We start from the raw sequence: 22,931 nt of genomic DNA, 5'->3' as shown, positions 1-22,931 counted from the left end.
ACTTCGACAAGGAGCAGCCATGCACACCTTTGCGGCACCACGAACCCGCCGATTCCTGACCCTGGCCCTGTGCCTGGCGGCCGGGTTCCTGCCCTGCCTTTCCTGGGCCGGACCGGTACTCGACCGCATCCGGGCCAATGGCGAGATCACGCTGGCGCACCGGGAGTCTTCGGTACCGTTTTCCTATGTCGACAAGGAATCCCTCAAGCCTGTGGGCTATGCGCTGGACATCTGCCGCCGCCTGGCCGAGGCGGTATCACGCCAGCTGGCATTGCCCAAACTCAATACCCGCTACCTGTTGGTCACGCCAGCGAACCGCATGGCAGTCATCGAAGAGGGCCAGGCCGATCTGGAGTGCGGATCCACCACCAACAATGCCGAGCGTCGGGAAAAGGTGGCGTTCACCATTCCGCACTACATCACCGGCGCACGCTTCCTGGTACAGGCCGACATGCCAGCCACCCAGATCAGCGACTTCCGCGGCAAGCGCGTGGTATCCACCAAGGGTACTACGCCCTTGAAGGCCATCATCCGCGCCAACACTGACCACCTGCTGGGCATGCAGATCCTGGAGGCACCCGATCACGCCAAGGCGGTGGAAATGGTGGAGCGCGGCGAAGCCGACGCCTTCGTCATGGACGACGTGCTGCTGTACGGACTGGCTTCTGCACGCCCCGATCCTTCCAAGCTCAAGGTCGTGGGCAAGTTCCTCACCATCGAGCCGCTGGCCATCGTGCTCAACAAGAACGATCCGGAATTCAAGCGCATCGTCGACAACGAGATGAAACGCCTGATCGTTTCGCGCGAAGCCCATGCGCTGTACGAGCGCTGGTTCATGCAGCCCATTCCACCCCACAGCAAACCGCTGAACCTTCCCATGAATTTCCTGCTGCGCGACTTCTGGAAGTACCCCACCGACCAGGTGCCGGGGTGATCGCGTCACACAGTACCCACGTTCCTTTTCCTACAACCATCCCCAAGAAAGGTGTCTTTATGAAGAAATCCCTGCTCGTGATTGCTGCCGCCCTGGCATGCGCTGGCGCATCGGCCCAGCAGACCGAAACACTGAAGAAGATCAAGGACAGCGCCTCCGTGACCATGGGCGTGCGTGACTCTTCGGGTTCACTTTCCTACACCCTGGGCGACGGCAAGTACGTCGGCTACCACGTTGAAATTTGCCAGAAAGTTCTTGCTGACATTCAAAAGCAATTGGCGCTGCCCAAGCTGGAAATCAAATACCAGCCGGTAACGTCGCAAAACCGCATTCCCCTGGTGCAGAACGGCACAGTCGACATCGAATGCGGCTCCACCACCAACAACGCGGTGCGCCAAAAAGACGTGGCCTTCGCGGTCACCACATTTGTCGAGGAAGTGCGCATTGCAGTGAAGGCCAACTCCGGCATCACCTCCATCAACCAGCTCAACGGCAAGACGGTGGCCACCACCACCGGAACGACCTCGGTGCAGACTCTGCGCAAGCACGAACGCGCCAACGGCGTGGACTTCCACGAAGTGTTCGGCAAAGACCATGCGGACAGCTTCCTGCTGCTCGAATCTGGCCGCGCCGACGCCTTCGTGATGGACGGCGCCATCCTGGCAGGCAACATCGCCAAGGCCAAGAATCCGACTGACTTCAAGATTGTCGGCGAAGTGCTCTCGACCGAGCCCATCGCCATCATGCTGCGCAAGGATGACCCTGCGTTCAAGACCGCGGTGGACAACTCCATCAAGGCCATGATGAAGTCCGGTGAAATTGCCAAGATCTGGGCCAAGTGGTTCGAGCAGCCGATCCCTCCCTCCAACACCAAGGTCGGCATGGCGCCCAACGAGAACACCAAGGCCGCATGGGCGCAACCCAATGACAAGCCTGCTGAGGATTACGCCAAGAAGTAAGCCTCTGGCCTGCATCGTTTGAACCCGCCGTCCGGCCCCCGGTTGGACGGCATCTCTTGACAAGGGGACTCGTTGTGAGTGCTTGGGATTGGCAGGTGTTCTGCAAGGACACCATTGAGCAGCAGGTGGTTGCCGGCTGCTTTGGCAAGGGTGGGGACATCACCTACCTCGATTGGCTGTTGTCGGCGTGGGGTTGGACCTTGACCGTATCCGCGCTGGCGCTGGCATTGGCATTGGTGGTCGGTGTCTGCGTGGGTGTCATTCGCACCTTGCCGCACCGGGGACTGGCATTGTTTGGCGAAGCCTGGACGGAGCTGTTTCGCAACATTCCCGTGCTGGTGCAGGTCTTTCTCTGGTATTTCGTAGTGCCTGAATTCATTCCCGTGATCAAGCAACTGCCGACCTATGTGCTGGTGGCCTGCGGACTCGGGTTCTTTACCTCAGGACGCATTTCAGAGCAGGTGCGGGCCGGCATTCAAAGCCTGCCGAAGGGTCAGCGTTACGCGGGTCTGGCCATGGGCCTGACGCTGGGTCAGACGTATCGCTACGTGCTGCTGCCGGTGGCGCTGCGGGTAGTGATTCCGCCCCTCACCAGTGAAGCCATGGGCATCATCAAGAACTCTGCGGTGGCGTTTGCCGTGTCCATCGCCGAAATGATCATGTTTGCACGCCAGGCGTCGGAAGAAACATCACGTGGCATTGAGATCTACCTGGCAGTCACGCTGCTGTATTTCATCTCTTCGCTGTTGGTGTTTGCGCTGGCGCGCTTCATTGAAGTCCAGGTGCGGGTACCGGGTTTTCTGGGAGCCAAGCAATGAATCTGGATTTCAGTTTTCTCACGGGTGAGCTGCTGGCCAGCTATGTCTGGGGTGGCCTCAAGTATTCGGTCGTACTCACCCTCGTGGCCATGGCGGGCGGCATTGTGCTGGGCACGCTGCTGGCACTGATGCGCCTGTCGGGCATCAAGGCGCTCGAACTGGTTGCTGCCTTCTACGTCAACACCATGCGCAGCATTCCGCTGGTGATGGTGATTTTGTGGTTCTTCCTGCTGGTGCCGTTCATGATTGGGCGACCTATCGGTGCGGAGGCCTCGGCCTTCCTGACCTTCACCCTGTTTGAAGCCGCCTACTACGCCGAAATCATGCGTGCTGGCATACAAAGTGTGCCCAAGGGCCAGACCTACGCCGGGTATGCGATGGGGCTGACCTACGGCCAGACCATGCAACTGGTAGTGCTGCCGCAGGCCTTCCGCAACATGCTTCCGGTACTGCTCACGCAGACCATCATCCTGTTCCAGGACACCTCGCTGGTGTATGCCATTGGCGCCTACGACCTGCTCAAGGGCTTTGAGGTGGTCGGCAAGAACTTCAACCGCCCGGTGGAAACCTACCTCCTGGCCGCCATTGTCTATTTCGTCATTTGCTTCTCGCTGTCGATGCTGGTGCGTCGCCTGCAGAAGAAGATCGCCATCATCCGCTGAAAGGCCCCTCTCCATGATCCAGATACAGAACGTCTCCAAGTGGTACGGCAGTTTCCAGGTACTGACCGACTGCACCACATCGATCCAGAAGGGCGAAGTGGTGGTGGTCTGCGGGCCGTCCGGCTCCGGCAAGTCCACGCTCATCAAGACCGTCAATGCGCTGGAGCCCATCCAGAAGGGCGACATCATCGTCAACGGCACCTCCATTGCTGATCCCAAGACCAACCTGCCCAAGCTGCGCAGTCACGTCGGCATGGTGTTCCAGCACTTCGAGCTGTTTCCCCACCTATCGGTCACGGACAACCTGACCTTGGCGCAAATCAAGGTGCTGGGACGCACACCGGATGACGCCAAGGCACGCGGCCTGAAGATGCTCGACCGCGTGGGGTTGATGGCGCACAAGGACAAGTTCCCAGGCCAGCTCTCGGGTGGCCAGCAGCAGCGCGTCGCCATCGCACGCGCGCTCTCCATGGACCCGATCGTGATGCTGTTCGACGAACCCACCTCCGCGCTGGACCCCGAGATGGTCGGTGAGGTGCTCGACGTGATGGTGCAGCTGGCCAACGAAGGCATGACCATGATGTGCGTCACCCACGAGATGGGCTTTGCCAAGCGCGTGAGCCACCGCGTGATCTTCATGGACAAGGGGCAGATCGTCGAGGACTGCAGCAAGGACGAGTTCTTCGGCAACCCCGAGGCCCGCTCGCCACGCGCCAAGGATTTCCTCGCCAAGATCTTGCAGCACTGAACTGCGACCACCAGGAGCGTCCCATGGTTCGTACCCGTTTGCTGGCGTCTATTTCCCGACGCCTGGCCGTTGGTTTCGGTGCGGTGTTGGTGCTGCTGGTGGCACTGGCCCTGCTGGGCCAGCACTCCTCGCGTTCCGTGGCAGCCAAGATGGCCGAAGTCACCGGGCTCAACGCCGACAAGACCCGACTGGCCAACGCCATGCTCGCCAGTGTGAGCGCGATGGGCATCTACAGTCGCTCGGTCGTGATGCTGGACCAGGTGGACGCGGCGCGCTCCAAGGAACAGAGCCAGAAGTTCCTGCAGACCCTGGCGCTGTACCAGAAACAGGAATCCGAACTGACTGCGCTGCTGCAAAGCGGTGAACCCGACCCAGCCGAGCAGCAATTGCTGCAACAGGTGATCGAAATCAGCAAAAAGACCGGTCCGGAGTTGAAGCAGGCAGTGGAACAGTCGCTTGACGGCGATTCCATCGCCGCCAACATGACCTTGATGGTGCGCGTCAATCCAGGCGAGCTGGCATGGAACCAGAAGCTCGCCGAACTGGTCGCACTGCAATACAGCCGCAATGAAACCGCGACCGCTGCGGCCGAAGCCGTGCAGACCCAGTCTCTCGCCACTGGTGCGGTCTTGGTGGTGCTGTCCCTGGCCCTGGGTGGCGTGATCGCCTGGCGCATCACCACCAGCATCGTGGTCCCCATCGGTCGCGCCGTGGTGGTGGCGGAACGCATTGCGGCTGGCGATCTGACGTCGGAAATCGAAGTACGGGTCCAGGACGAAACCGGGCGCCTGCTGGAAGCCATCGGCGCGATGCAGAACCGCTTGCGCGAACTGGTCGGTCATATCAAGCACAGCAGCCAGGTGATCGAGGTCTCGACAGAAGAGGTCGCCGGTGCCACCATGGACCTGAGCCGACGCACGGAAAATGCGTCGCAAAACCTGCAGTCTGCAGCTGCAAACCTGGAAGACCTGAACCGCGCCATTGAACACAGCGCGCAATCCGCGCACAACGCCAACCAGCTTGCGAGCGCGGCCTCTGAAGCAGCAACCCGCAGCGGCGACGTGGTGCAGCGCGTAGTGCAGCGCATGGACGACATCAGCACCAGCTCCCGGCGCATATCCGACATCATCAGCGTGATCGACGGCATTGCGTTCCAGACCAATATCCTGGCCCTCAATGCGGCGGTCGAGGCCGCGCGGGCCGGCGAACAGGGGCGTGGGTTCGCCGTGGTCGCCAGTGAAGTGCGCAACCTGGCCGGTCGTGCCGCCGCGTCTGCCAAGGAAATCAAGGGCCTGATCACCGCCAGCTCAGAGCATGTCGAAGCTGGTCATGCGCTGGTAGCGCAGGCAGGGCACATCATCTCGGACATGGTGCATTCGGTGCAGGAAGTATCGACCATCGTGGGCGAAATCGCCTCCACCATCGGCGAGCAGAGCGGGCGCATCGGCAGCATTGCCCACGCCGTCACCGACCTCGACAGCACGCTGCAGCAGAACGCGGCCATGGTGGAGGAGAGTGCCGCAACCTCCGAGCACCTGAAGGGCCAGGCACTGTCACTCGCCCACCAGGTGCGCAGCTTCTACCTGCGTCGTGACGAACCAGGCTACGTGAAATTGGGTGACGGTACACAAACCTCGCCAGCCACTGGAAACCTCCGATTGCCCTGACAGTGAAGCCACGACGCGCAGCCATTTCCCCTGCGAGCGGGTCGCGCTGTTCTGGTTAGACTCGCGCCAGAGCCACCATGGAGGCACCTACCCTTCCCCAACCCGCCAGCCGCACCGTGCCACCGGTGCGCTTGACCGGGCCTCGCCGTCTGCCGGGTTGGATCATCGTCGCCCTGGCCGTGGTGATGATGGCAATGATGGGCAGCCTGGTGTACCAACGCAGTTTCCAGCGCGGCACGCTGTCGCTGAAGGAAGCCTCCAACCGACGTCTCGACCTCTTCGCGTCGGTGGTCGAATCCCGAGTGCGCCGCCTGGAACCGGTTCCTGCCACGGTCGGGTTGCACCCCAGTGTGGTCAAGCTGCTGCGCGAGCCGCAAGCGCAGCATGCCGCCGCAGCCAATGACTACCTGACACGGCTCAACGCCCACCTGGGCAGCGAGGCGGTGTTCGTGCTCGATGTGCGCGGCGTGGTGCGTGCGTCGAGCAACCCAAACCTGGAGGACGACAGTCTGCTGGGCCACCGCATCGGCTACCGTTCCTATTTCCTCGAATCGCTGGCCGGGCGCTCCACCCGCCATTTCGCCATCGGTGCAGGCGGCCAGGCGGGCTATTTCGCCGCCCACCCAATCTACGATGGATCCAGTGTGGTCGGTGTCGCTGCCATCAAGATCGGCCTCGAAGCGCTGGAGCAGACCTGGGCCATGCTGGGTGTTCCCGCCCTGGTGACCGATGCCAACCATGTCGTGATCCTGTCGTCCGAGCCACCCTGGCGTTACACCGCCATGCAGGAACTCAGTGCGGAACAGCGTGTCGACCTGCAGCTTTCGCGCACCTATGGCACCGAGCACGTCACGGACTTCCCGCTGCAGGTGAACCTCACGCTGGACGACGAAAGCCAGGAAGTGCAGGGGCACATCACCCTGCGCCGGACCAGTGACCCTGCCAACACCGGACTTGTCCCCAGTGCCGCCGGCTACCTGGTGCTGGGGCGCACGCTGGATGGCATGGACTGGCGCGTGCTTACCTTCACTGACCTCTCGGCCGTGCGCCAGCAGGCCTTGTTCGACGCTGCCGCAAGCGCGATGGTGGTGCTGGTACTGGTACTGCTGGGCATGTACCTGCTGCAGCGGCGCCGCACCGAGCGTCAGAAGCAAGAGGCCAAGCGCCAGCTGGAGCAGATCAATGCCGATCTGGAACAGGAAGTGGCGCGACGCACCCAGGAACTGACCGATGCCATCGCACGGCTGCGTCGCGAAGTGGGTGAACGCCAGCAGACAGAGAAGAACCTGCGTGAAGCCCAGGACGAACTTGTCCATGCGGGGAAGATGGCGGTGCTGGGTCAGTTGGCCGCGAGCATCACGCACGAGCTCACCCAACCGCTGGGCGGCATCCGCACCCTCAGCGGCAACGCGGCCGAATTCCTGCGCCGCGGCAATGTCGATGCCGCACAGGAAAACCTCTCCATCGTAGCCCGCCTGGTCGGGCAGATGGCATCGATCATCGAACCCCTGAAGGGCTTCGCCCGCAAGTCCGAGGCCCGCCCAAGCGCAACCGATGTCGGGCATGTGGTGTCCCAGGCCCTGTTCCTGTTCCAGCTGCGCCTGCGCCACGAGAACGTGCAGGTCGACAACCAGTGCACGCCCGGTTCTTGGACCGCGTGGTGCGACGCCAACCGCCTCGAACAAGTCCTGGTCAACCTCGTGGCCAACGCGCTCGATGCCATGCGTGATGCATCCGAGCGACGACTGCAGATCACCGTGCGGCCCGCACAACTGCCGAACCGGGCCGCCCTGTCCATCGAGGTGCAGGACAGCGGAAAAGGCCTGAGCGACACCGACCTGAGCAACCTGTTCCAGCCGTTCTATACGACCAAACCCAGTGGTGCGGGACTCGGATTGGGCCTGGTGATCTGCCGTGACATTGCGGCAGAATCCGGTGGCACCTTGCAGGCCCGCAACGTCCCCGGTGCGGGCGCCTGCTTCACCCTGACCCTGCCCCTGCCCCCATGAACCAGGCACTGACCGTTTACCTTGTCGAAGACGATGCCGCCGTGCAGCTGGGCTGCGTGCAGGCACTGCAGCTGGCCGACCTGCCCGTGCGCGCCTTCGATACCGCCGAGGCGCTCCTGCCAACGGTGCGCGCTGGATTCGCCGGTGTGGTGGTCACGGACATGCGCCTGCCGGGCATCGATGGCATGCAGTTCATCGAACGGATCCAGACCATCGATCCGGACATTCCGGTGATCATGATCACGGGGCATGGCGACGTGAACCTGGCGGTGCAGGCCATGCGCGCCGGCGCCTACGACTTCATCCCCAAACCCTTTTCCTCCGACCACCTGGTCGAGGTCGTCCAGCGTGCACTGGAAAAGCGCCGCCTCACGCTGGAAGTGGCGCAACTGCGTCGCGCACTGTCGCTGCAGGAGGGGCTCGAAGGCAGGCTGGTCGGCAATTCGCCCGCCATCCAGCGCGTACGCAACCTGATCCTGGACGTGGCCAACTCCCCGGTCGACGTGCTGATCCGGGGCGAAACCGGTACCGGCAAGGAAGTCGTGGCGCGGGCGCTGCATGACCATTCGCCGCGCAACAAGGCACCCTACGTGGCACTCAACTGCGGCGGCTTGCCCGATACCCTGCTCGACAGCGAGCTGTTCGGCCACGAGCCTGGCGCCTTCACCGGGGCGCAGAAGCGGCGCATCGGGCGCATCGAACACGCCAACGGCGGCACCCTGTTCCTGGACGAGCTGGAGAGCATGCCCATGGGCGTGCAGATCAAGCTGCTGCGGGTGCTGCAGGAGCGCAGCCTGGAGCGTCTGGGCTCGAACCAGACCATCCCGGTGGACGTGCGCGTGGTGGCCGCCACCAAGGACGACCTGCTGGCACGCGCCCAGGCCGGCAGCTTCCGGGCCGACCTGGTGTACCGCCTCAACGTGGTCAACATCGAACTGCCAGCGCTACGCGAGCGGCGCGAGGACATTCCCGTGCTGCTGGAACACTTCATGCTGATGGCCTCCAGCCGCTACGGGCGGTCCATACCCAAGATCGCCCCCGCACAGATGCAGCAGCTGACCCAGCGCGACTGGCCCGGCAACGTGCGAGAGCTGCGCAACGTGGCCGACGCGCTGGTGCTCGGCGTGGGGCCGCAATGGGCAACTCCCAGCCCCCAGTTCGAGTCGATGGGCCTCACGGAATCGCTGAGCCTGGCCCAGCAGGTGGAGCAGTACGAGCGACAGCTCATCGAAGCTGCGCTGTCGCAGCACGACGGCAACATCTCCCTCACCGCCAAGTCGCTGCAGACCCCCAAGACCACGCTGGTCGACAAGCTCCGCAAGCACGGCCTGGGCAAACCGGCGGCCTGATTCCCTACAGACGCTGCGAGGCCGCCCTTGTGTCGGTATCGGCCGCGCTACCCGGTGCCAGGCGGTCCCCCATGTTGAGGCCCACGACCCCGAAGATGATCATGGCAATCGACAGGCCCTTGACCACCCCCATGCTCTCCGAGAACAGCCAGTAGCCGACCACGGCCATGGCCGCGGTACCCACACCGGACCAGATGGCGTACACCACCCCCAAGTCCATGCGCTTGAGCGACAGCGACAGCAGGTAGAACGAAACCCCATAACCCAGCACCGTGACGATGGCCGGAAGCGGTTTGGTGAAACCCTCGGACAGCTTGAGGGAGGTGGTAGCGAGAATTTCGGCGGCAATGGCGCCGAACAAGAAGAAACCGTGGTTCATGACCTGAACTCCTGGACAGATTGCGACAGACTAGACAGGGGGGGGCAGCCTTGGCGCTGCCCCGGGAAGTCGGGGCGGTGCGGCCCCTCAGCCCCAGCTGGCCAATGCGCAGTAGTACAGGTAGAACGTAGGTGAATAGGTCACACGGGCATTCTAGGCACTGCTCCCTGTCGCCCATGGAACCAGTTGCCGCGGCTGCAGCCGATACACTTGTCCGCAACCGACAACATCTGCCTGCCGCCGCTTTGGCCGCAGCGCGACCTGCCCGACATGATCGTTTTTTCCCACGGCAACAGTTTCCCTGCGGGCACCTACTCGGTGCTCATCGACTCCCTGCGCGAACGCGGTTTCGACGTTCGCTTCCTGGAGAAGTTCGGCCACAACCCGCGCTTTCCCGTCACCGACAACTGGCCCCACGTGGAAGAGGAGCTGTCCGAGTTCGTCGGCGCTCTGGTCGCTTCCCGCCAGGGCCATCCGGTCTGGCTGGTCGGGCACTCCCTCGGTGGGCTGGTAAGCCTGATGACGGCTGGCAAGCATCCGGACTGGGTCCGCGGGGTAGTACTGCTCGACTCGCCCGTGCTGGCAGGTTGGAAATCCGCAGCCCTGGGTGTGGCCAAGACCATTCCGCTGATGGGCAAGTTCTCGCCCGGCGCGGTAAGCCGCAAACGGCGCAACAGCTGGCCCGATGCGGACGCCGTCCTGGAACACTTCCGCCACAAGCGCGCCTTTGCCAAGTGGGACCCACAGGTGCTGCTGGACTATGTACGCTTCGGCACCCACGACGCGCAGGGCAAGCGGGTACTGACCTTCGACCGCGACATCGAGACCCGCTTCTACAACACGGTACCCGACCACCTGCCGCGCTACCTGCGCCAGCACCCGCTCAAATGCCCGGTCACATTCATCGGCGGCAGCCATTCGGTGGAACGCCGCCAGGTGGGCATGGATTTCGTCGAGCACATCACCAAGGGCCGCACCATGATGCTCGACGGCAGCCACCTTTTCCCGATGGAAAAACCGCTGGCTACCGCAGCCGCGGTGGAGGCAGCCCTGCGTAACATGGGTGCCTGAACCGACGTGCTGGAGCGCACGGGTTTCCCCCAATGGGGAGTGGGCACCTGGACCCCTAGGATGTAAACAACGTTTCATGCACCTAAGGTTTGACCATGCGCTTGCGTTTGCTCCGCCAAGTGTCCTTGCTGGGCCTGCTGCTGGCCGGTGCCGCCCAGGCTGCCACGGTGGTCATGGCCTTCGGCGAAAAGATCGCCCCCTACTGCCTTCCGGAAACCGATTCCGGCATCGAGCTCGAAGTCATCGGTGAAGCGCTGGCGGTGCGCGGCCATGTGCTCAAGCCTGTCTATGTGCCGCTGGCCCGTGTGCCGTTCGAATTCAAATACCGGAAGGTCGATGCCGCCATGACCGACCTGGGCGAGGACATGCGGCCCCATGGCGGTTTTTATGGCGACCCTGCTGTGGTGTACGACAACGTGCTCATCACGCTCAAGCACCGCAACCTGCACATCAGCAAGCCCGAAGATCTGCTTGGACTGACCGTGCTGTCGTTCCAGGGGGCCTCCAAGCGTTACCCCGAATGGCTGGCGGCGGTGGAACGGCGCGGCCAGTACTTTGAACAAGCCAACCAGGAACTGCAGGTAACGACGCTGGACCGGCAACGCTATGACGTAGTGCTCAGTGACCGCTACATCTACCATTACCACGCCAACCAGGTGGAGCGCGACACCGGCAAACCCTTGCTACCCGTCACCGAACACCGCTTTACCAAGATCAACCCCAACGACTACCGACCGGTCTTCCATGACAAGAAGATCCGCGACGACTTCAACCACGGACTGGCCCAGATCAAGAAGAACGGGCGCTTCAAGGCGATTTACGACAAGTACTTGCAGAAGTAGGTTTTTATTGGTTGTTCCAAGGGAAAACCATGGAGCATTGCCGACGTTCGTAGAGTTTGCCCTGGCAGGCGGCTTCGTCAATTTCCCCACTCACCCCCCGCCCTCTCGCCCAGCGGGGCGCGAGGGTTGGGGTGACTGGGGGTCATGAGCAAACCGCCTGCAAGACAAAGCTGCCGCCCCATACCCAAACTACGCGCAATCTCCCCTGTTCCCCCGCTACGATCACGCCATGGATCCGCATTCCTTCCTGTACTCCGCTGTCCTGCTGCTCGTCGTCGCCGCGGTCTCCGTCACGCTGTTCCGCCACTTCGGGCTGGGTACCATTCTGGGGCTGCTGGTCACAGGCATCATCGTCGGGCCGCACACCCCAGGCCCCTTTGTCACGACCGAAGTCGACAGCGTCCGCCAGTTCACCGAAATCGGTGTCGTCATGCTGTTGTTTCTCATCGGGCTGGAAATGAAGCCCAAGCGCCTGTGGAGCCTTCGGCGCATGCTCTTCGGGCTGGGCAGCATGCAGGTGTTGCTGTGCACTGTGGCCATCGCTGGGTACTTCCGCCTGTTCTACCCGCAATGGGAAACCCCCATCTTGCTGGGCGCGAGTTTTGCGTTGTCGTCCACCGCCATCGTGATCCAGATGCTGCGCGACAAGGGAGAAGTTGCATCCGAACACGGACAGGCGGCCTTTGCGGTACTACTTCTGCAGGACTTGGCCGTAGTGCCCCTGCTGGCCCTGATACCCGTGATTGCCGGCGTCCACTCTTCGGCGCCATCCGACAGTCTGGGGGTAAGGCTCGGAATGGCTGCGGTCATGGTGCTGCTGGTGCTGGCATGCGGCCACTACCTGGTACCCCGGGCACTGGATTACCTGGCGCGCCGCAAGCACCATGAAGCCTTCTTCCTGACGGCGCTGGCAGCCATGTTCGTGGCGGCACTGGCCATGGACAAGGCCGGCATGTCCATGGCGCTGGGCGCCTTTCTCATGGGCATGATGCTGTCCACCTCGCGCTACAGCCTGCAGATTGAAGCCAGCATGGAGCCGCACAAGGGATTGCTGATGAGCCTGTTCTTCGTCGCTGTCGGCATGTCGGTCGACCTGGCGGCCCTAGCACAACATCCGTTCGCCTTTGCGGGCCATGTCCTGGCCATCATTGTCATCAAGATCGTGATCCTGTTCGCCCTATGCCTGGCCTTCGGAATCGGCATAGCTTCCGCCACCAAGATTGCCTTCCTGCTGTCGCAAGGCGGCGAGTTTGGCTTCGTCGTTTTCGGTGCGGGCAAGGCGCTGGGGGTAGTGGACGACGCCAGCTTCGTCACGGCGATTGGCGTCATCTCCGTGACCATGCTTCTCACACCGATGCTGGCCAAGGTCGGTGTCTGGCTGGCAGCACGCCACCTGCGCAGCCGCGGACTGGGTTTGAACGACCCGCAGTGGACCAGCGAAATTGAACGCGCCGCACCGCGGGTGCTCATTGCCGGTTACGGGCGCGTTGGCCATACCGTGGGCACCATCCTGGGCAGCAGTGGGATTCCTTACGTCGCGTTTGACAACGAAGCGGCCTTGGTCGACCAATGGCGCACCGAAGGGCATCCGGTCTTCTATGGCGACATCTGCAACCGGGAGCTACTGCGCAGTGCCGCCATGCAAGCCGTGGAACTGGTCGTACTAACGATAGACGACGGCGCGTCGGCAGTGCGGGCAGCCACGCTCATACGCTCAGTTGCACCACAGGTCCAAATCGTGGCACGGGCCGGCAACCTGGCCACCTGCGATGCCTTGCGCCGGGCAGGTGTCAACCAAGCCTACCCCGAAGCGCTGGAAGCCAGCCTGCGGCTCGCTGCCCACAGCCTGGAAGCGCTGGGCATCGCCAATGACGACACCGAAATGCTGTTGCGCGGACTACGTACCAGTGACTACGGAATGGTCCGGGATGGGCCTGAAGCGCTCGACAAGCCCTGACATGCCGCTGCGATTGCGGCGCCCCATCAGTAGGACAGGGGTCGAAGCCTTGATGCGGAGCGTTCGCATTGGAAGGCTGCAGTCGTAACCAACGTGGAATGTGTACGGGCGGTGGGAAGGTGGACACTGGGCAGCAGCCAACGGCGTGACAAATGCTACTAAATTTGTAGCTAAACGCACACTACTTACCGCTGCTTGCCCGCGATCCGGCCTCCGAATCCGCTACTAGGAACTGGCAGGTCTGAGTAGGCGCAGCACCTGTGGCCAGGCTTCAACAATGAGGTCGGCTACGTGCTGCGCTGAACGGTATCGGTGATCGAGCTGCTTTTGCATCATTCCGTCCAGCAGCCACTGGAACTCTGCGTACTTGGGCTCGAAGCGCGGCGTAGCGGCATTCAGGTGCAGATTCAGGAGCCCCTCCATCGAATCCGCCGTGTACGGGCGCCTGCCGGTGACCATTTCGTAAAAGATCACACCAAGACAATAGATATCGCTGGATGGATGCACCGGGCGGCCCGCCGCTTGTTCGGGGCTCATGTAGTAGGGTGAGCCAACGAGTTCGCCGTGGTGCGTGTGCTCCAACTCCTGGTGGGCATGCTTGGCGACCCCGAAGTCAATCAAAGCCACTCCGCCATCAGCGCGCAGCATGAGGTTGTCGGGCTTGACATCCCGGTGCACGATGCCCAACGCATGGATTTGCGAAAGGGCCTGAGCCACCTGCAGCGTGACGGTCAGTGCTTCAAATGGCGAGATTCCAGCAGCGATACGTTGGCGTATGTCGCCATGGGAGAAATACTCCATGGAAATGAACGCATGGGTGTCCGTGAAACCATGGCCGTAGATCCGGGCCACATTGGGGTGCTTGACCTGCTCCAGCAGTTCGCACTCCTGGATGAAACGGTCCAGCATGCGCGGATTCTGACTGGTGCGCGTGTCCAGCAGCTTCAGTGCCAGTACCAGGCCATCGCTCTCGCGCTCGGCCAAATAGACCTCCGACATGCCGCCGCCACCGAGTCGCCGCAGGATGCGGTAGCCCTTGACCTGGACACCCTCAGCCGGTACGTCCACCTGGGCACCCAGGGTCTGCGCTCCCTGAAACCTCCGCAGTCGGGCGTGTACTGCGTCAAGCACATCGTCCCGGGTAAAGGGTTTGTAGAGGTAATCGTCCGCCCCCAAATTCATGCCTTGGCGCCGATCCACGCGATCGGTCAGCGCAGTGATGAACACAAATGGAATCGAGGCCGTGGCCGAATGGGCGCGCAATGCCTCCAGGAACTGGTGCCCATTGAGTACCGGCATGACCACATCGGACAGGATCAGGTCCGGCAGTTCTTGCTCCGCCAGCGCCAGTCCAGCCTGACCATCGGCAGCCTCCACGACGTCAAACCCTTCAAGGCGAAGCAAGCGCGCCAGGTTCTGCCGCACGCTGGTCTCATCGTCTACCACCAGGATCTTCACACTGCGTTCCTTTTGCCGTCTACCGCTGGCGGAATATAGCGCGTTGGACGGCTGGGCGATATTCTCTTTGACGGCAGGAGCAACAAGGCACGCGCTGCCGGGCAGAAGACCAGGACAACGGCAACAGGTCTGTGCCGCAAGTGTTCCGTTACTTTCGCCTGCACAGGCCAACCTGAGAGCGCCGCAGAAACCATTGCGCAGCCCACGCCGGTGTTCGGAGCCCCCCTTGCCTTCGTTCTTCGCCCCCGTTGTCATCGCCCCCGGCTGACCGTGGCCCGCCCCACCTTACGCCCAGCCCGGCAAACGGCGTATCGACTGCCCCGCCACGGCGGCCAGCAAGTCAGCCGGCACCAGCGAGGGGGCCAGTTCGGCCAGCGGCAGCAGCACGAAGGCGCGCTCCCACATGCGCGGGTGCGGAACGATCAAGGTGGGGGACTGAATGTGCTCGTCGCCGTAGAGCAGCACATCCAGGTCCAGCGTGCGCGGGGCGTTGCGGTACGGGCGCTCGCGGCCTGCACCCTGTTCAATGGCCTGCAGTGCCCGCAACAGCTCTTCGGCTGCCAAGGGCGTATCCAGGCTGGCCACGGCGTTCAGGTAATCGGGTCCGCTGGAGTCGATGGGGGCGCTGGCGTACAGCGACGACAAGCTCAGACTCTCGCCGCCGGGCAAGGAGCGCAGCGCAGCGCAGGTCTGCTGCAGGGTTGCCTGGGCATCGCCCAGGTTGCCGCCCAGACCGATGTAGGCCGTGACCATGGCGGGGGTTATTCCGCCGCAGCGGCACTGCCTTCGCCACGCCCGCCACCGGGGCGGCGGCGACGGCGGCGGCGCTTGCGCGGCGCATCGGAGTCGCCGCTTTCGCCGCCCTGCTCCGAAGCCACGGCATCGGTGTCGCTGGATTCAGGCGCAGCGTTCGGTGTCGGGTTCACCGGGCGCGGCGCGCGCTGCATGCGCGGCTGGGGCTTGCGCTTTTGCTGCTCCTGGCGCACGGCGTCCATCAGGTCCTGGCGCACGGAGTCGCTCGCGGTGCTGAATTCCTGCCACCAGTCGGCCAGGAGTTCGTCCACTTCGCCGGCATCGGCGCGCAGGCGCATGAAGTCGAAGGCGGCGCGGAAGCGCGGTTGTTCCACCATGCCCCAGGGGCCGGAGCCCGCGCGCTTTTCGAAGCGCGGCTGCATGACCCAGATTTCGCGCATGTCGCCGCCAAGCTTGCCGCGGCCCGACACGTCGCCGATGCGGGCGTTGAACACGTCGTCAATGGCTTCCTGCAGGGCCGGGTGGCTGTGCTGGCCCTGGGCCACGCGCTGCTGCCAGCCCTTGTTCACGTCGTCCCACAGCACGCAGGCCAGCAGGAAGCTCGGGGCCACGGGCTTGCCTTCGCCCACGCGGCGGTCGGTGTCCTTGAGCGCTGCCTGCACCAGCGGGCTGGCGGCGCGTTCCACCACCAGGTCCAGCAAGGGGTAGATGCCTTTGGCCAGGCCCAGCTTGTTCAGGGTGTCGATGGAGGCCAGCGCGTGCCCGGTCTGCAGCAGTTTGAGCATTTCGTCGAACATGCGGCTTTGCGGCACGTCGTGCAGCAGGGACAGCGACTTTGGGATCGGCGCCGCGGTCTTGGACTCCATCTTGAAACCCAGGCCGCTGAGCTTGGCCGAGAAGCGCACAGCGCGGATGATGCGCACCGGGTCTTCGCGGAAGCGTGTGGCCGGGTCGCCGATCATGCGCAGCACGCGGCTCTGGGCGTCCTTGAAGCCCTTGTGGTAGTCCACCACGACCTGGGTTTCGGGGTCGTAGTACATGGCGTTGACGGTGAAGTCGCGCCGGGTGGCGTCTTCGTCCTGCGGGCCCCAGACGTTGTCGCGCAGCACGCGGCCGCTGGCGTCCACGGCGTGCTGCATGCCCGCCAGTTCGCTCTTGCTGGTGCGCTCGTTGCCACTTACCTGCTCGGCCGCGGCGTTGTCCATGTAGGCGCGGAAGGTCGAGACCTCAATGACTTCGTGCTCACGCCCACGGCCATACACCACGTGCACAATACGGAAACGCCGCCCGATGATGAAAGCGCGGCGGAACAGCCCCTTGACCTGCTCGGGCGTGGCGTTGGTGGCCACGTCGAAATCCTTGGGCGCCAGGCCCAACAGCAGGTCGCGCACGGCGCCGCCGACGATGTAGGCCTCAAAGCCGGCCTGGTGCAGGGTGCGCACCACATGGATGGCGCGCTCGTCCACCAGGGCGGGGTTGATGCGGTGGGTTTCGAACGGAATGTCGACCCGCTTGCCGAAGCGCGATGCCTTGCCCCGTCCGAGGGCGGCGCTCGATTTGTCCAGAAGCTTGTCGATGAATTTCTTGATCATGGAATGCAGTCAAACGCGGGCGCTCAGGCGCCCGTAAAGAGGTCGAGTATGCGCCATTGGCGCTCGAGGGCAATCTGGCGCAGGCGGGCATCGGGGTTGGTGGCCACGGGCACGTTGGCCTTTTCCAGCAGCGGCAAGTCGTTCATGGAGTCCGAATAGAAGGTGGTGTGCACATCCTCCCAAGCCCAGCCGCGCGCAGCCAGCCATTGGTTCACCCGCGTGACCTTGCCTTCGCGGAACGAGGGCGTACCGCGGATGGCGCCGGTGTACCAGGGCCGTCCGTCCGAACCCGGAGTCTGCTCCAGTTCCACGGCGATCAGTTCGTCCACGCCGAAGGCGCGGGCAATGGGGCGCGTGACGAATTCGTTGGTGGCGGTGACGATCACCACCACGTCGCCCGCCGCCTGGTGCGAACGCACCAGTTCCAGCGCCTGGGGTTGTATGTTCTTTTGGACCACATCCCGCATGAAGTCTTCGTGAGCAGCTTCCGAATTGATAGCACCCTGGGCGACAAAGGCTGCTGTGGCAAAGCGCACATACTCATGCACATCGAGCGTGCCGGCCTGGTAGGCGGCATAGAACTCGTCATTTCGACGCTTGAACTCGCCGGCGTCGGTCCAGCCGCGCGCGGTGGTGAACTGGCCCCAGGAATAGTCCGAATCGATCGGCAGCAGGGTGTGGTCGAGGTCGAACAGTGCAATGCGCGCCTTCGGCGCGGAGGGGTGGGTCATGCGTTTTCCATCATGGATTTGATCAGGGGAATGGTGATGGCACGCTGGGTCTGCAGGGCGTAGCCGTCGAGCAGGCCCAGCAGTTCCATGAGGCTGCCAAGGTCACGGCTGAAACGGTTGAGCATGTAGTCCATCACCTCGTCGCTCAGAAAGATGCCGCGCGCGTCCGCGGCCTGGCGCAGCACGGCGCGGCGCTCCGGCTCGCTGAGCAACTGCAGGCTGTAGATGTGGCCCCAGCCCAGGCGGGTACGCAAGTCGTCGCGCAATGCCAGGTCGGCCGGTGCCAGCTCGCCCGCGGCGAGCACCGGGCGCTGCAGGCTCTGGGCGTTGACGAACCAGTTGAAGGCCTGGTGCTGCTGGTCGGCGGTGTACAGGTGCACGTCGTCCATGAAGACCGCGGCCCAGCGCTCGTCGAACTCTTGGGCCGCGGCGCCCGCATCCATCCAGCCCACCAGCGCACCTTGGCTGCGCAGCGCATCGGCCGCGGCCTGCAGCAGGTGGCTCTTGCCACAGCCATGCGGTCCCCAGAGGTAGGTCGGCACCGGCGAGCGCGGGGCAGCGACAGCGCCCGACCCCACCCACAGTTCCAGATGCCGCAAGGCTTCGCCATTGGGACCGGCCCAGAAGTTCGCCAGCGTGGGCCCGCCGAACAGCCCGATATCAAGCGCCAGTTGTTGCATGGGCTATCCCTTGTACAACCCGCTAGCCAGGTAACCCTGCTGGATGCGGCGGATGGCCACCAGCAGCACGGCGCTGACCGGCAGCGCAATCAGCACCCCGACAAAACCCAGCACCTGGCCAAATGCGAGCAAGGCGAAGATAACCGCCAGCGGGTGCAGGCCGATGCGCTCACCCACGAGGCGCGGTGTCAGGAAGAAGCTTTCCAGCAGTTGGCCCAGACCATAGACCACTCCCACCATGGCAAAGGTGTAGCCCAGGCCCGACTGGGCCGAAAACTCCAGCAAACCCGCCAAGGTGGCCAGCACGAGGCCCACACCAAAGCCCAGGTAAGGCACAAACACGGCCAGACCGGTAAAGACCCCGATGGGCAGGGCCAGATCCAGCCCGAACAGGCCCAGTGCCACGCTGTAGTACACCGCCAGCAGGCCCATCACCAGTAGTTGGCCGCGCAGGTACTGGCCCAGCACCTCATCTGCTTCCTGGAAGAAACTGTCGCTACCTTCGCGCAGGCGTGGCGGCACCAGGGTGCGCAGTGCAGCCATGAAGTCGTCCCATTCCAGCAGCAGGTAGAACAGGGCCACGGGGATCAGGATGGCATTGCCGATCAGGGCAAAGGCCACGCTGCCGCCGAGTTGCAGGGACACGATCAGCGAGCTGAACACGTCCTCGAAATTGGCGTTGAGGTATTTCAGGACAAAGGCACGCAGGCTGGCGGCGTCAAACTGCACATGCACGCCAAACTGGGCCAACCAAGGCTTGAGGCTTTGATTCGCCGCATCCAGCAGGCCGGGCAACTGGTCGCGCATGAGCGGAAGCTCCTTGGCCAGGATCGGCACCACCAGCAGCAGCACACCAGTCACCGTCATGAAAAACAGCAGCTCCACCACCACTACCGCCAACAGGCGCGGAATGCGGCCGCGCCCCACGTCGTCGAGCCAGTTCACTACCGGGTTCAGGGCGTAGGCCATGACCCCCGCCACCACGAAGGGGGCCAGCACGGCCTTGAGCTGCCAGAAGACGATGCCGAACGCTAACGCGATCAGGGCCCAGGCAGCCAATCTTTTTTGGGTGGCGGTAAATTGCATACAAAGTGGGGCAGGCGCCCCTTTAAAATCAAGGGCAAATTCTATCGGCCCGAGGCTTGTCCCGATGGGGCCACCCTTCTACTCCTCTATCTCTCCCATGACCACTCCCCTGTCGTACAAAGATGCCGGCGTTGACATTGACGCGGGCGACGCCCTGGTTGAACGCATCAAGCCGCTGGCCAAGAAGACCATGCGCGAAGGCGTGCTGGCCGGCATCGGCGGCTTCGGCGCCCTGTTCGAGGTGCCCAAGCGCTACAAGGAGCCGGTGCTGGTCTCCGGTACCGACGGCGTGGGCACCAAGCTCAAGCTGGCCTTCGAGTGGAACATGCACGACACCGTAGGTATCGACCTGGTGGCCATGAGCGTGAACGACGTGCTGGTGCAGGGCGCCGAGCCGCTTTTCTTTCTCGACTACTTTGCCTGCGGCAAGCTCGACGTGGACACGGCTGCCGCCGTGGTCGGTGGCATTGCCAAAGGCTGCGAACTGTCCGGCTGCGCCCTGATCGGCGGCGAAACCGCCGAGATGCCCGGCATGTACCCCGCCGGTGAATACGACCTGGCCGGCTTTGCTGTCGGCGCGGTCGAAAAGTCCAAGATCCTGACCGGCGCCACCGTGCAACCCGGCGACGTGGTGCTGGGCCTGGCCAGCCACGGCGTGCACTCCAACGGTTTCAGCCTGGTACGCAAGTGCATCGAGCGCGCCAGCGCCAACCTGCCCGTCACCCTGGACGGCAAGCCTTTCAAGCAGGCCATCATGGAGCCCACCCGTCTGTACGTGAAGAACGTGCTGGCCGCCCTGGCCCAACACCCCATCAAGGCGCTGGCCCACATCACCGGTGGCGGCTTGCTGGAGAACATCCCACGCGTGCTGCCTGAAGGCACGGCCGCGCACCTGAAGAAGGGCAGCTGGCCCCAGACCGAACTGTTTGCCTGGCTGCAGAAGACTGCCGGCATTGACGACATCGAGATGAACCGCACCTTCAACAACGGCATAGGCATGGTCGTCGTCGTGGACGCCGCCAATGCCGAAGCCACCGCTGCCACCCTGCGCAGCCTGGGCGAGACGGTGTACACCATTGGCGCCATTGCTCCCAAGGGCGATGGCGCGGCCGTGACCGTCGCCTGACGATGCAATGACGCCCGCCGCCCCTGCGGGCCGATTGCCCGCCAGCATCTGGGCGCTGGGTTTTGTCAGCCTGCTGATGGATGTGTCGTCCGAACTCATCCACAGCCTGCTGCCGGTGTTCATGGTCAGCGTGCTGGGCGTGAGCATGCTCACCGTGGGCCTGCTCGAAGGGGCCGCCGAAGCGACAGCCTTGTTCGTGAAGGTGTTTTCCGGCACGCTCAGCGACTGGTGGGGCAAGCGCAAGCCCCTGGCCCTCCTGGGCTATGGATTGGGCGCCGCAACCAAGCCCCTGTTTGCCCTCGCCACCAGCGTGGACCCGGTCATTACGGCCCGGCTGCTGGACCGCGTGGGAAAAGGCTTGCGCGGCGCCCCGCGCGACGCCCTGATTGCCGACATCACCCCCGAAGCCCAGCGCGGCGCAGCCTTTGGGCTGCGACAGTCGCTCGACACCGTGGGCGCTTTCCTGGGCCCGATCCTAGCGATCGTCTTCATGCTCCTGTGGGCCAATGACATCCGTACCGTCTTCTGGGTAGCCGTCATTCCCGCGGTACTGTGTGTGGCACTGCTGGCCTTTGGCGTGAGCGAACCCGAGCGCCCCGCAGGGCAGCCACGCATCAACCCGCTGCGCCGCGACAACCTGCGCCGCCTGAAAGGGCCGTTCTGGAACGTGGCCGTGTTCGGAGGTTGCTTTACGCTGGCGCGTTTTTCCGAAGCCTTCCTGGTGCTGCGCGCCCAGGGCGGCGGGCTGCCCATGGCCTGGGTCCCCGCGGTGCTGATTGCGATGAACATGGTCTTCGCTGCTGCGGCCTACCCCCTGGGTAGCCTAGCCGATCGCGTCAGCCACCGCAGTCTGCTCTCGGCAGGAATGGTCCTGCTCATCCTGGCCGACCTGTGTCTGGCATACGCGGCCCATGGCCCCCTGTTCTGGCTTGGCATCGTGCTGTGGGGCCTGCACATGGCAGCCACCCAGGGTCTGTTGGCAGCCATGGTGGCCGATACCGCCCCGGCCGACCTTCGGGGAACCGCCTACGGGCTGTTCAACCTGGTCTGTGCCCTGGCGCTGCTGGTGGCCAGCGCCCTGGCGGGCTGGCTGTGGGACAGGTCGGGGCCTTCCGCCACCTTCGTCACCGGTGCCGCGCTGGCGATGGCCAGCCTGCTGTTGCTGTGGCTTACACCCCACAGACGCTAGCAAATCGGTAGCTGCCTACGCTTGTCCTGATTGGACATGCGGCCATTTTTGCCCCACACTGCGGCTCCTTAGCACGCATTGGAGGGCAGCCGCATGCCAGTCGTCGCCGTCGTGAACCGCAAGGGGGGCAGTGGAAAGAGCACCCTGGCTACGCATCTGGCCGCCTGGATGGCGCACCAGGGTTGCCGGGTAATGCTCGGCGATGTGGACCGCCAGCAATCGACCCGCACGTGGCTCAAGCGCCGGGTCGCCAGTGTTCCCTCCATCCTGCACTGGACCCTGGACCAGAAGAACATCCTGAAGCCACCGGCCGGGGTCACCCACGTGGTGCTCGACACACCGGGTGGCCTGCAGGGCTTCGACCTGTCGCGTCTGGTGATGCAGGCCGATGCGATCGTGATACCGGTATGCAACTCGCTGTTCGACCGCGACAGCGCGGCGGCCTGCCACGACGAGCTCATGGCCCACCCGCGCGTGGCCAGTGGGCGTTGCCAGTTGGGCGTGGTCGGCATGCGCATCGATGCCCGCACCCGCGGTGCCGAGGTACTGCAGCAGTGGGCGCACAGCCGCGCCATGCCGTTCTGGGGTGTACTGCGCGAGGCGCAGATCTATGTCAGAACGGTGGAAAACGGGCTCACGTTGTTTGACTTGCCCGCGGCAGCCCATGCGGCCGACCTGCAGCAATGGCAGGTCGTTCTGGCGCCATTGGCTTCCATCCTGCGCGTCGGTGCATCGGGCCTTCGTGTGCCGTGTGACGAAGGCGCCACCATCGAGCCGCCGGTCATGACCGAGCCCGCTCAGCCAGACACCCCATCACAAGCACCTGCTCCCATCCTGCCCGCGCGGGCTGCCGCCCTGATGCCGGCACAGGGCACTCTGGTACACGGGGACCGTTTCGCCGGTTCGCGCGCAAGCGGCTGA

The 22,931-nt window shown here is 63.7% G+C and carries 21 protein-coding genes; 14 read left to right on the top strand and 7 right to left on the bottom strand.

Annotated features, from left to right (window positions below):
- Window positions 1–19 precede the first annotated feature (19 nt).
- The 8 genes from RQP54_RS09415 to RQP54_RS09380 all read left to right on the top strand — a co-directional run bounded on the left by RQP54_RS09415 (window position 20) and on the right by RQP54_RS09380 (window position 9,146).
- On the top strand, window positions 20–934 hold the full coding sequence (locus RQP54_RS09415) for an amino acid ABC transporter substrate-binding protein (protein WP_315677997.1): 915 nt from the start codon (window positions 20–22) through the stop codon (window positions 932–934).
- A 59-nt stretch (window positions 935–993) separates the two neighbouring features.
- On the top strand, window positions 994–1,893 hold the full coding sequence (locus RQP54_RS09410) for an amino acid ABC transporter substrate-binding protein (protein ID WP_315677996.1): 900 nt from the start codon (window positions 994–996) through the stop codon (window positions 1,891–1,893).
- Window positions 1,894–1,967: 74 nt separating this feature from the next.
- Window positions 1,968–2,711 carry an amino acid ABC transporter permease gene (locus tag RQP54_RS09405; protein ID WP_315677995.1) on the top strand — a complete coding sequence of 248 codons (744 nt, stop codon included), beginning with the start codon at window positions 1,968–1,970 and terminating at the stop codon, window positions 2,709–2,711.
- Window positions 2,708–3,373, top strand: coding sequence for an amino acid ABC transporter permease (locus tag RQP54_RS09400; protein WP_315677994.1), 666 nt, complete (start codon window positions 2,708–2,710; stop codon window positions 3,371–3,373). Before RQP54_RS09405 ends, RQP54_RS09400 begins: the two co-directional genes overlap by 4 nt.
- 13 nt (window positions 3,374–3,386) lie before the next feature.
- Window positions 3,387–4,121: an amino acid ABC transporter ATP-binding protein gene (locus RQP54_RS09395; RefSeq protein ID WP_315677993.1), complete on the top strand. Its 735-nt coding sequence runs from the start codon at window positions 3,387–3,389 to the stop codon at window positions 4,119–4,121.
- 23 nt (window positions 4,122–4,144) lie between these two features.
- Window positions 4,145–5,788, top strand: coding sequence for a methyl-accepting chemotaxis protein (locus tag RQP54_RS09390; protein ID WP_315677992.1), 1,644 nt, complete (start codon window positions 4,145–4,147; stop codon window positions 5,786–5,788).
- 77 nt (window positions 5,789–5,865) lie between these two features.
- Window positions 5,866–7,797 carry an ATP-binding protein gene (locus RQP54_RS09385; RefSeq protein ID WP_315677991.1) on the top strand — a complete coding sequence of 644 codons (1,932 nt, stop codon included), beginning with the start codon at window positions 5,866–5,868 and terminating at the stop codon, window positions 7,795–7,797.
- A complete protein-coding gene (locus RQP54_RS09380; protein ID WP_315677990.1) occupies window positions 7,794–9,146 on the top strand; it encodes a sigma-54 dependent transcriptional regulator in 1,353 nt (450 codons plus the stop codon). The genes RQP54_RS09385 and RQP54_RS09380 overlap by 4 nt, the downstream gene beginning before the upstream one ends.
- Window positions 9,147–9,150: 4 nt before the next feature.
- Here the strand turns inward: RQP54_RS09380 and RQP54_RS09375 are convergent, their stop codons facing one another.
- A complete protein-coding gene (locus RQP54_RS09375; RefSeq protein WP_315677989.1) occupies window positions 9,151–9,525 on the bottom strand; it encodes a multidrug efflux SMR transporter in 375 nt (124 codons plus the stop codon).
- Window positions 9,526–9,795: 270 nt separating this feature from the next.
- Here RQP54_RS09375 and RQP54_RS09370 point away from each other — a divergent pair, with 270 nt between their 5' ends.
- The 3 genes from RQP54_RS09370 (at window position 9,796) to RQP54_RS09360 (ending at window position 13,395) form a co-directional block, all read left to right on the top strand.
- Window positions 9,796–10,596 carry an alpha/beta hydrolase gene (locus RQP54_RS09370; RefSeq protein ID WP_315678808.1) on the top strand — a complete coding sequence of 267 codons (801 nt, stop codon included), beginning with the start codon at window positions 9,796–9,798 and terminating at the stop codon, window positions 10,594–10,596.
- 95 nt (window positions 10,597–10,691) lie between these two features.
- Complete coding sequence (locus tag RQP54_RS09365; RefSeq protein ID WP_315677988.1) at window positions 10,692–11,438, top strand: ABC transporter substrate-binding protein; 747 nt, start codon at window positions 10,692–10,694, stop codon at window positions 11,436–11,438.
- Between the two features lie 229 nt (window positions 11,439–11,667).
- Window positions 11,668–13,395 (top strand): cation:proton antiporter, encoded by a 1,728-nt coding sequence (locus RQP54_RS09360; RefSeq protein ID WP_315677987.1) that lies wholly within the window; start codon window positions 11,668–11,670, stop codon window positions 13,393–13,395.
- A 225-nt stretch (window positions 13,396–13,620) separates the two neighbouring features.
- Here the strand turns inward: RQP54_RS09360 and RQP54_RS09355 are convergent, their stop codons facing one another.
- The 6 genes from RQP54_RS09355 to RQP54_RS09330 all read right to left on the bottom strand — a co-directional run bounded on the left by RQP54_RS09355 (window position 13,621) and on the right by RQP54_RS09330 (window position 19,695).
- A complete protein-coding gene (locus tag RQP54_RS09355) occupies window positions 13,621–14,853 on the bottom strand; it encodes a protein kinase domain-containing protein (RefSeq protein WP_315677985.1) in 1,233 nt (410 codons plus the stop codon).
- Between the two features lie 285 nt (window positions 14,854–15,138).
- Entirely contained in the window at window positions 15,139–15,606 is a 468-nt protein-coding gene (folK, locus tag RQP54_RS09350; RefSeq protein ID WP_315677984.1) for a 2-amino-4-hydroxy-6-hydroxymethyldihydropteridine diphosphokinase, read from the bottom strand.
- An 8-nt stretch (window positions 15,607–15,614) separates the two neighbouring features.
- Complete coding sequence (gene pcnB / locus RQP54_RS09345; protein WP_315677983.1) at window positions 15,615–17,198, bottom strand: polynucleotide adenylyltransferase PcnB; 1,584 nt, start codon at window positions 17,196–17,198, stop codon at window positions 15,615–15,617.
- 23 nt (window positions 17,199–17,221) lie between these two features.
- On the bottom strand, window positions 17,222–17,929 hold the full coding sequence (locus tag RQP54_RS09340) for an HAD family hydrolase (RefSeq protein WP_315677982.1): 708 nt from the start codon (window positions 17,927–17,929) through the stop codon (window positions 17,222–17,224).
- Complete coding sequence (hda, locus tag RQP54_RS09335; RefSeq protein ID WP_315677981.1) at window positions 17,926–18,609, bottom strand: DnaA regulatory inactivator Hda; 684 nt, start codon at window positions 18,607–18,609, stop codon at window positions 17,926–17,928. The genes RQP54_RS09340 and hda overlap by 4 nt, the downstream gene beginning before the upstream one ends.
- 3 nt (window positions 18,610–18,612) lie before the next feature.
- Complete coding sequence (locus RQP54_RS09330; protein WP_315677979.1) at window positions 18,613–19,695, bottom strand: AI-2E family transporter; 1,083 nt, start codon at window positions 19,693–19,695, stop codon at window positions 18,613–18,615.
- Window positions 19,696–19,792: 97 nt separating this feature from the next.
- Between RQP54_RS09330 and purM the strand changes: the two genes are divergently transcribed.
- The 3 genes from purM to RQP54_RS09315 all read left to right on the top strand — a co-directional run bounded on the left by purM (window position 19,793) and on the right by RQP54_RS09315 (window position 22,931).
- Complete coding sequence (purM, locus tag RQP54_RS09325) at window positions 19,793–20,821, top strand: phosphoribosylformylglycinamidine cyclo-ligase (RefSeq protein WP_315677978.1); 1,029 nt, start codon at window positions 19,793–19,795, stop codon at window positions 20,819–20,821.
- A 7-nt stretch (window positions 20,822–20,828) separates the two neighbouring features.
- A complete protein-coding gene (locus tag RQP54_RS09320) occupies window positions 20,829–22,010 on the top strand; it encodes an MFS transporter (RefSeq protein WP_315677977.1) in 1,182 nt (393 codons plus the stop codon).
- A 93-nt stretch (window positions 22,011–22,103) separates the two neighbouring features.
- On the top strand, window positions 22,104–22,931 hold the full coding sequence (locus tag RQP54_RS09315; protein WP_315677976.1) for a ParA family protein: 828 nt from the start codon (window positions 22,104–22,106) through the stop codon (window positions 22,929–22,931).

The organism is Curvibacter sp. APW13, assembly GCF_032337135.1.
Classification (GTDB): Bacteria; Pseudomonadota; Gammaproteobacteria; order Burkholderiales; family Burkholderiaceae_C; genus Allorhodoferax.
The sequence above is the reverse complement of the archived record's forward strand: the minus strand, read 5'-3'. Positions and strand labels throughout refer to the sequence as shown.

Coding starts and splice junctions, on each gene's coding strand:
- RQP54_RS09415 (WP_315677997.1), top strand. CDS start 20: ATGCACACCTTTGCGGCACCACGAACCCGCCGATTCCTGACCCTGGCC.
- RQP54_RS09410 (WP_315677996.1), top strand. CDS start 994: ATGAAGAAATCCCTGCTCGTGATTGCTGCCGCCCTGGCATGCGCTGGC.
- RQP54_RS09400 (WP_315677994.1), top strand. CDS start 2,708: ATGAATCTGGATTTCAGTTTTCTCACGGGTGAGCTGCTGGCCAGCTAT.
- RQP54_RS09395 (WP_315677993.1), top strand. CDS start 3,387: ATGATCCAGATACAGAACGTCTCCAAGTGGTACGGCAGTTTCCAGGTA.
- RQP54_RS09390 (WP_315677992.1), top strand. CDS start 4,145: ATGGTTCGTACCCGTTTGCTGGCGTCTATTTCCCGACGCCTGGCCGTT.
- RQP54_RS09385 (WP_315677991.1), top strand. CDS start 5,866: ATGGAGGCACCTACCCTTCCCCAACCCGCCAGCCGCACCGTGCCACCG.
- RQP54_RS09380 (WP_315677990.1), top strand. CDS start 7,794: ATGAACCAGGCACTGACCGTTTACCTTGTCGAAGACGATGCCGCCGTG.
- RQP54_RS09375 (WP_315677989.1), bottom strand. CDS start 9,525: ATGAACCACGGTTTCTTCTTGTTCGGCGCCATTGCCGCCGAAATTCTC.
- RQP54_RS09370 (WP_315678808.1), top strand. CDS start 9,796: ATGATCGTTTTTTCCCACGGCAACAGTTTCCCTGCGGGCACCTACTCG.
- RQP54_RS09365 (WP_315677988.1), top strand. CDS start 10,692: ATGCGCTTGCGTTTGCTCCGCCAAGTGTCCTTGCTGGGCCTGCTGCTG.
- RQP54_RS09360 (WP_315677987.1), top strand. CDS start 11,668: ATGGATCCGCATTCCTTCCTGTACTCCGCTGTCCTGCTGCTCGTCGTC.
- folK (WP_315677984.1), bottom strand. CDS start 15,606: ATGGTCACGGCCTACATCGGTCTGGGCGGCAACCTGGGCGATGCCCAG.
- pcnB (WP_315677983.1), bottom strand. CDS start 17,198: ATGATCAAGAAATTCATCGACAAGCTTCTGGACAAATCGAGCGCCGCC.
- RQP54_RS09340 (WP_315677982.1), bottom strand. CDS start 17,929: ATGACCCACCCCTCCGCGCCGAAGGCGCGCATTGCACTGTTCGACCTC.
- hda (WP_315677981.1), bottom strand. CDS start 18,609: ATGCAACAACTGGCGCTTGATATCGGGCTGTTCGGCGGGCCCACGCTG.
- RQP54_RS09330 (WP_315677979.1), bottom strand. CDS start 19,695: ATGCAATTTACCGCCACCCAAAAAAGATTGGCTGCCTGGGCCCTGATC.
- purM (WP_315677978.1), top strand. CDS start 19,793: ATGACCACTCCCCTGTCGTACAAAGATGCCGGCGTTGACATTGACGCG.
- RQP54_RS09320 (WP_315677977.1), top strand. CDS start 20,829: ATGACGCCCGCCGCCCCTGCGGGCCGATTGCCCGCCAGCATCTGGGCG.
- RQP54_RS09315 (WP_315677976.1), top strand. CDS start 22,104: ATGCCAGTCGTCGCCGTCGTGAACCGCAAGGGGGGCAGTGGAAAGAGC.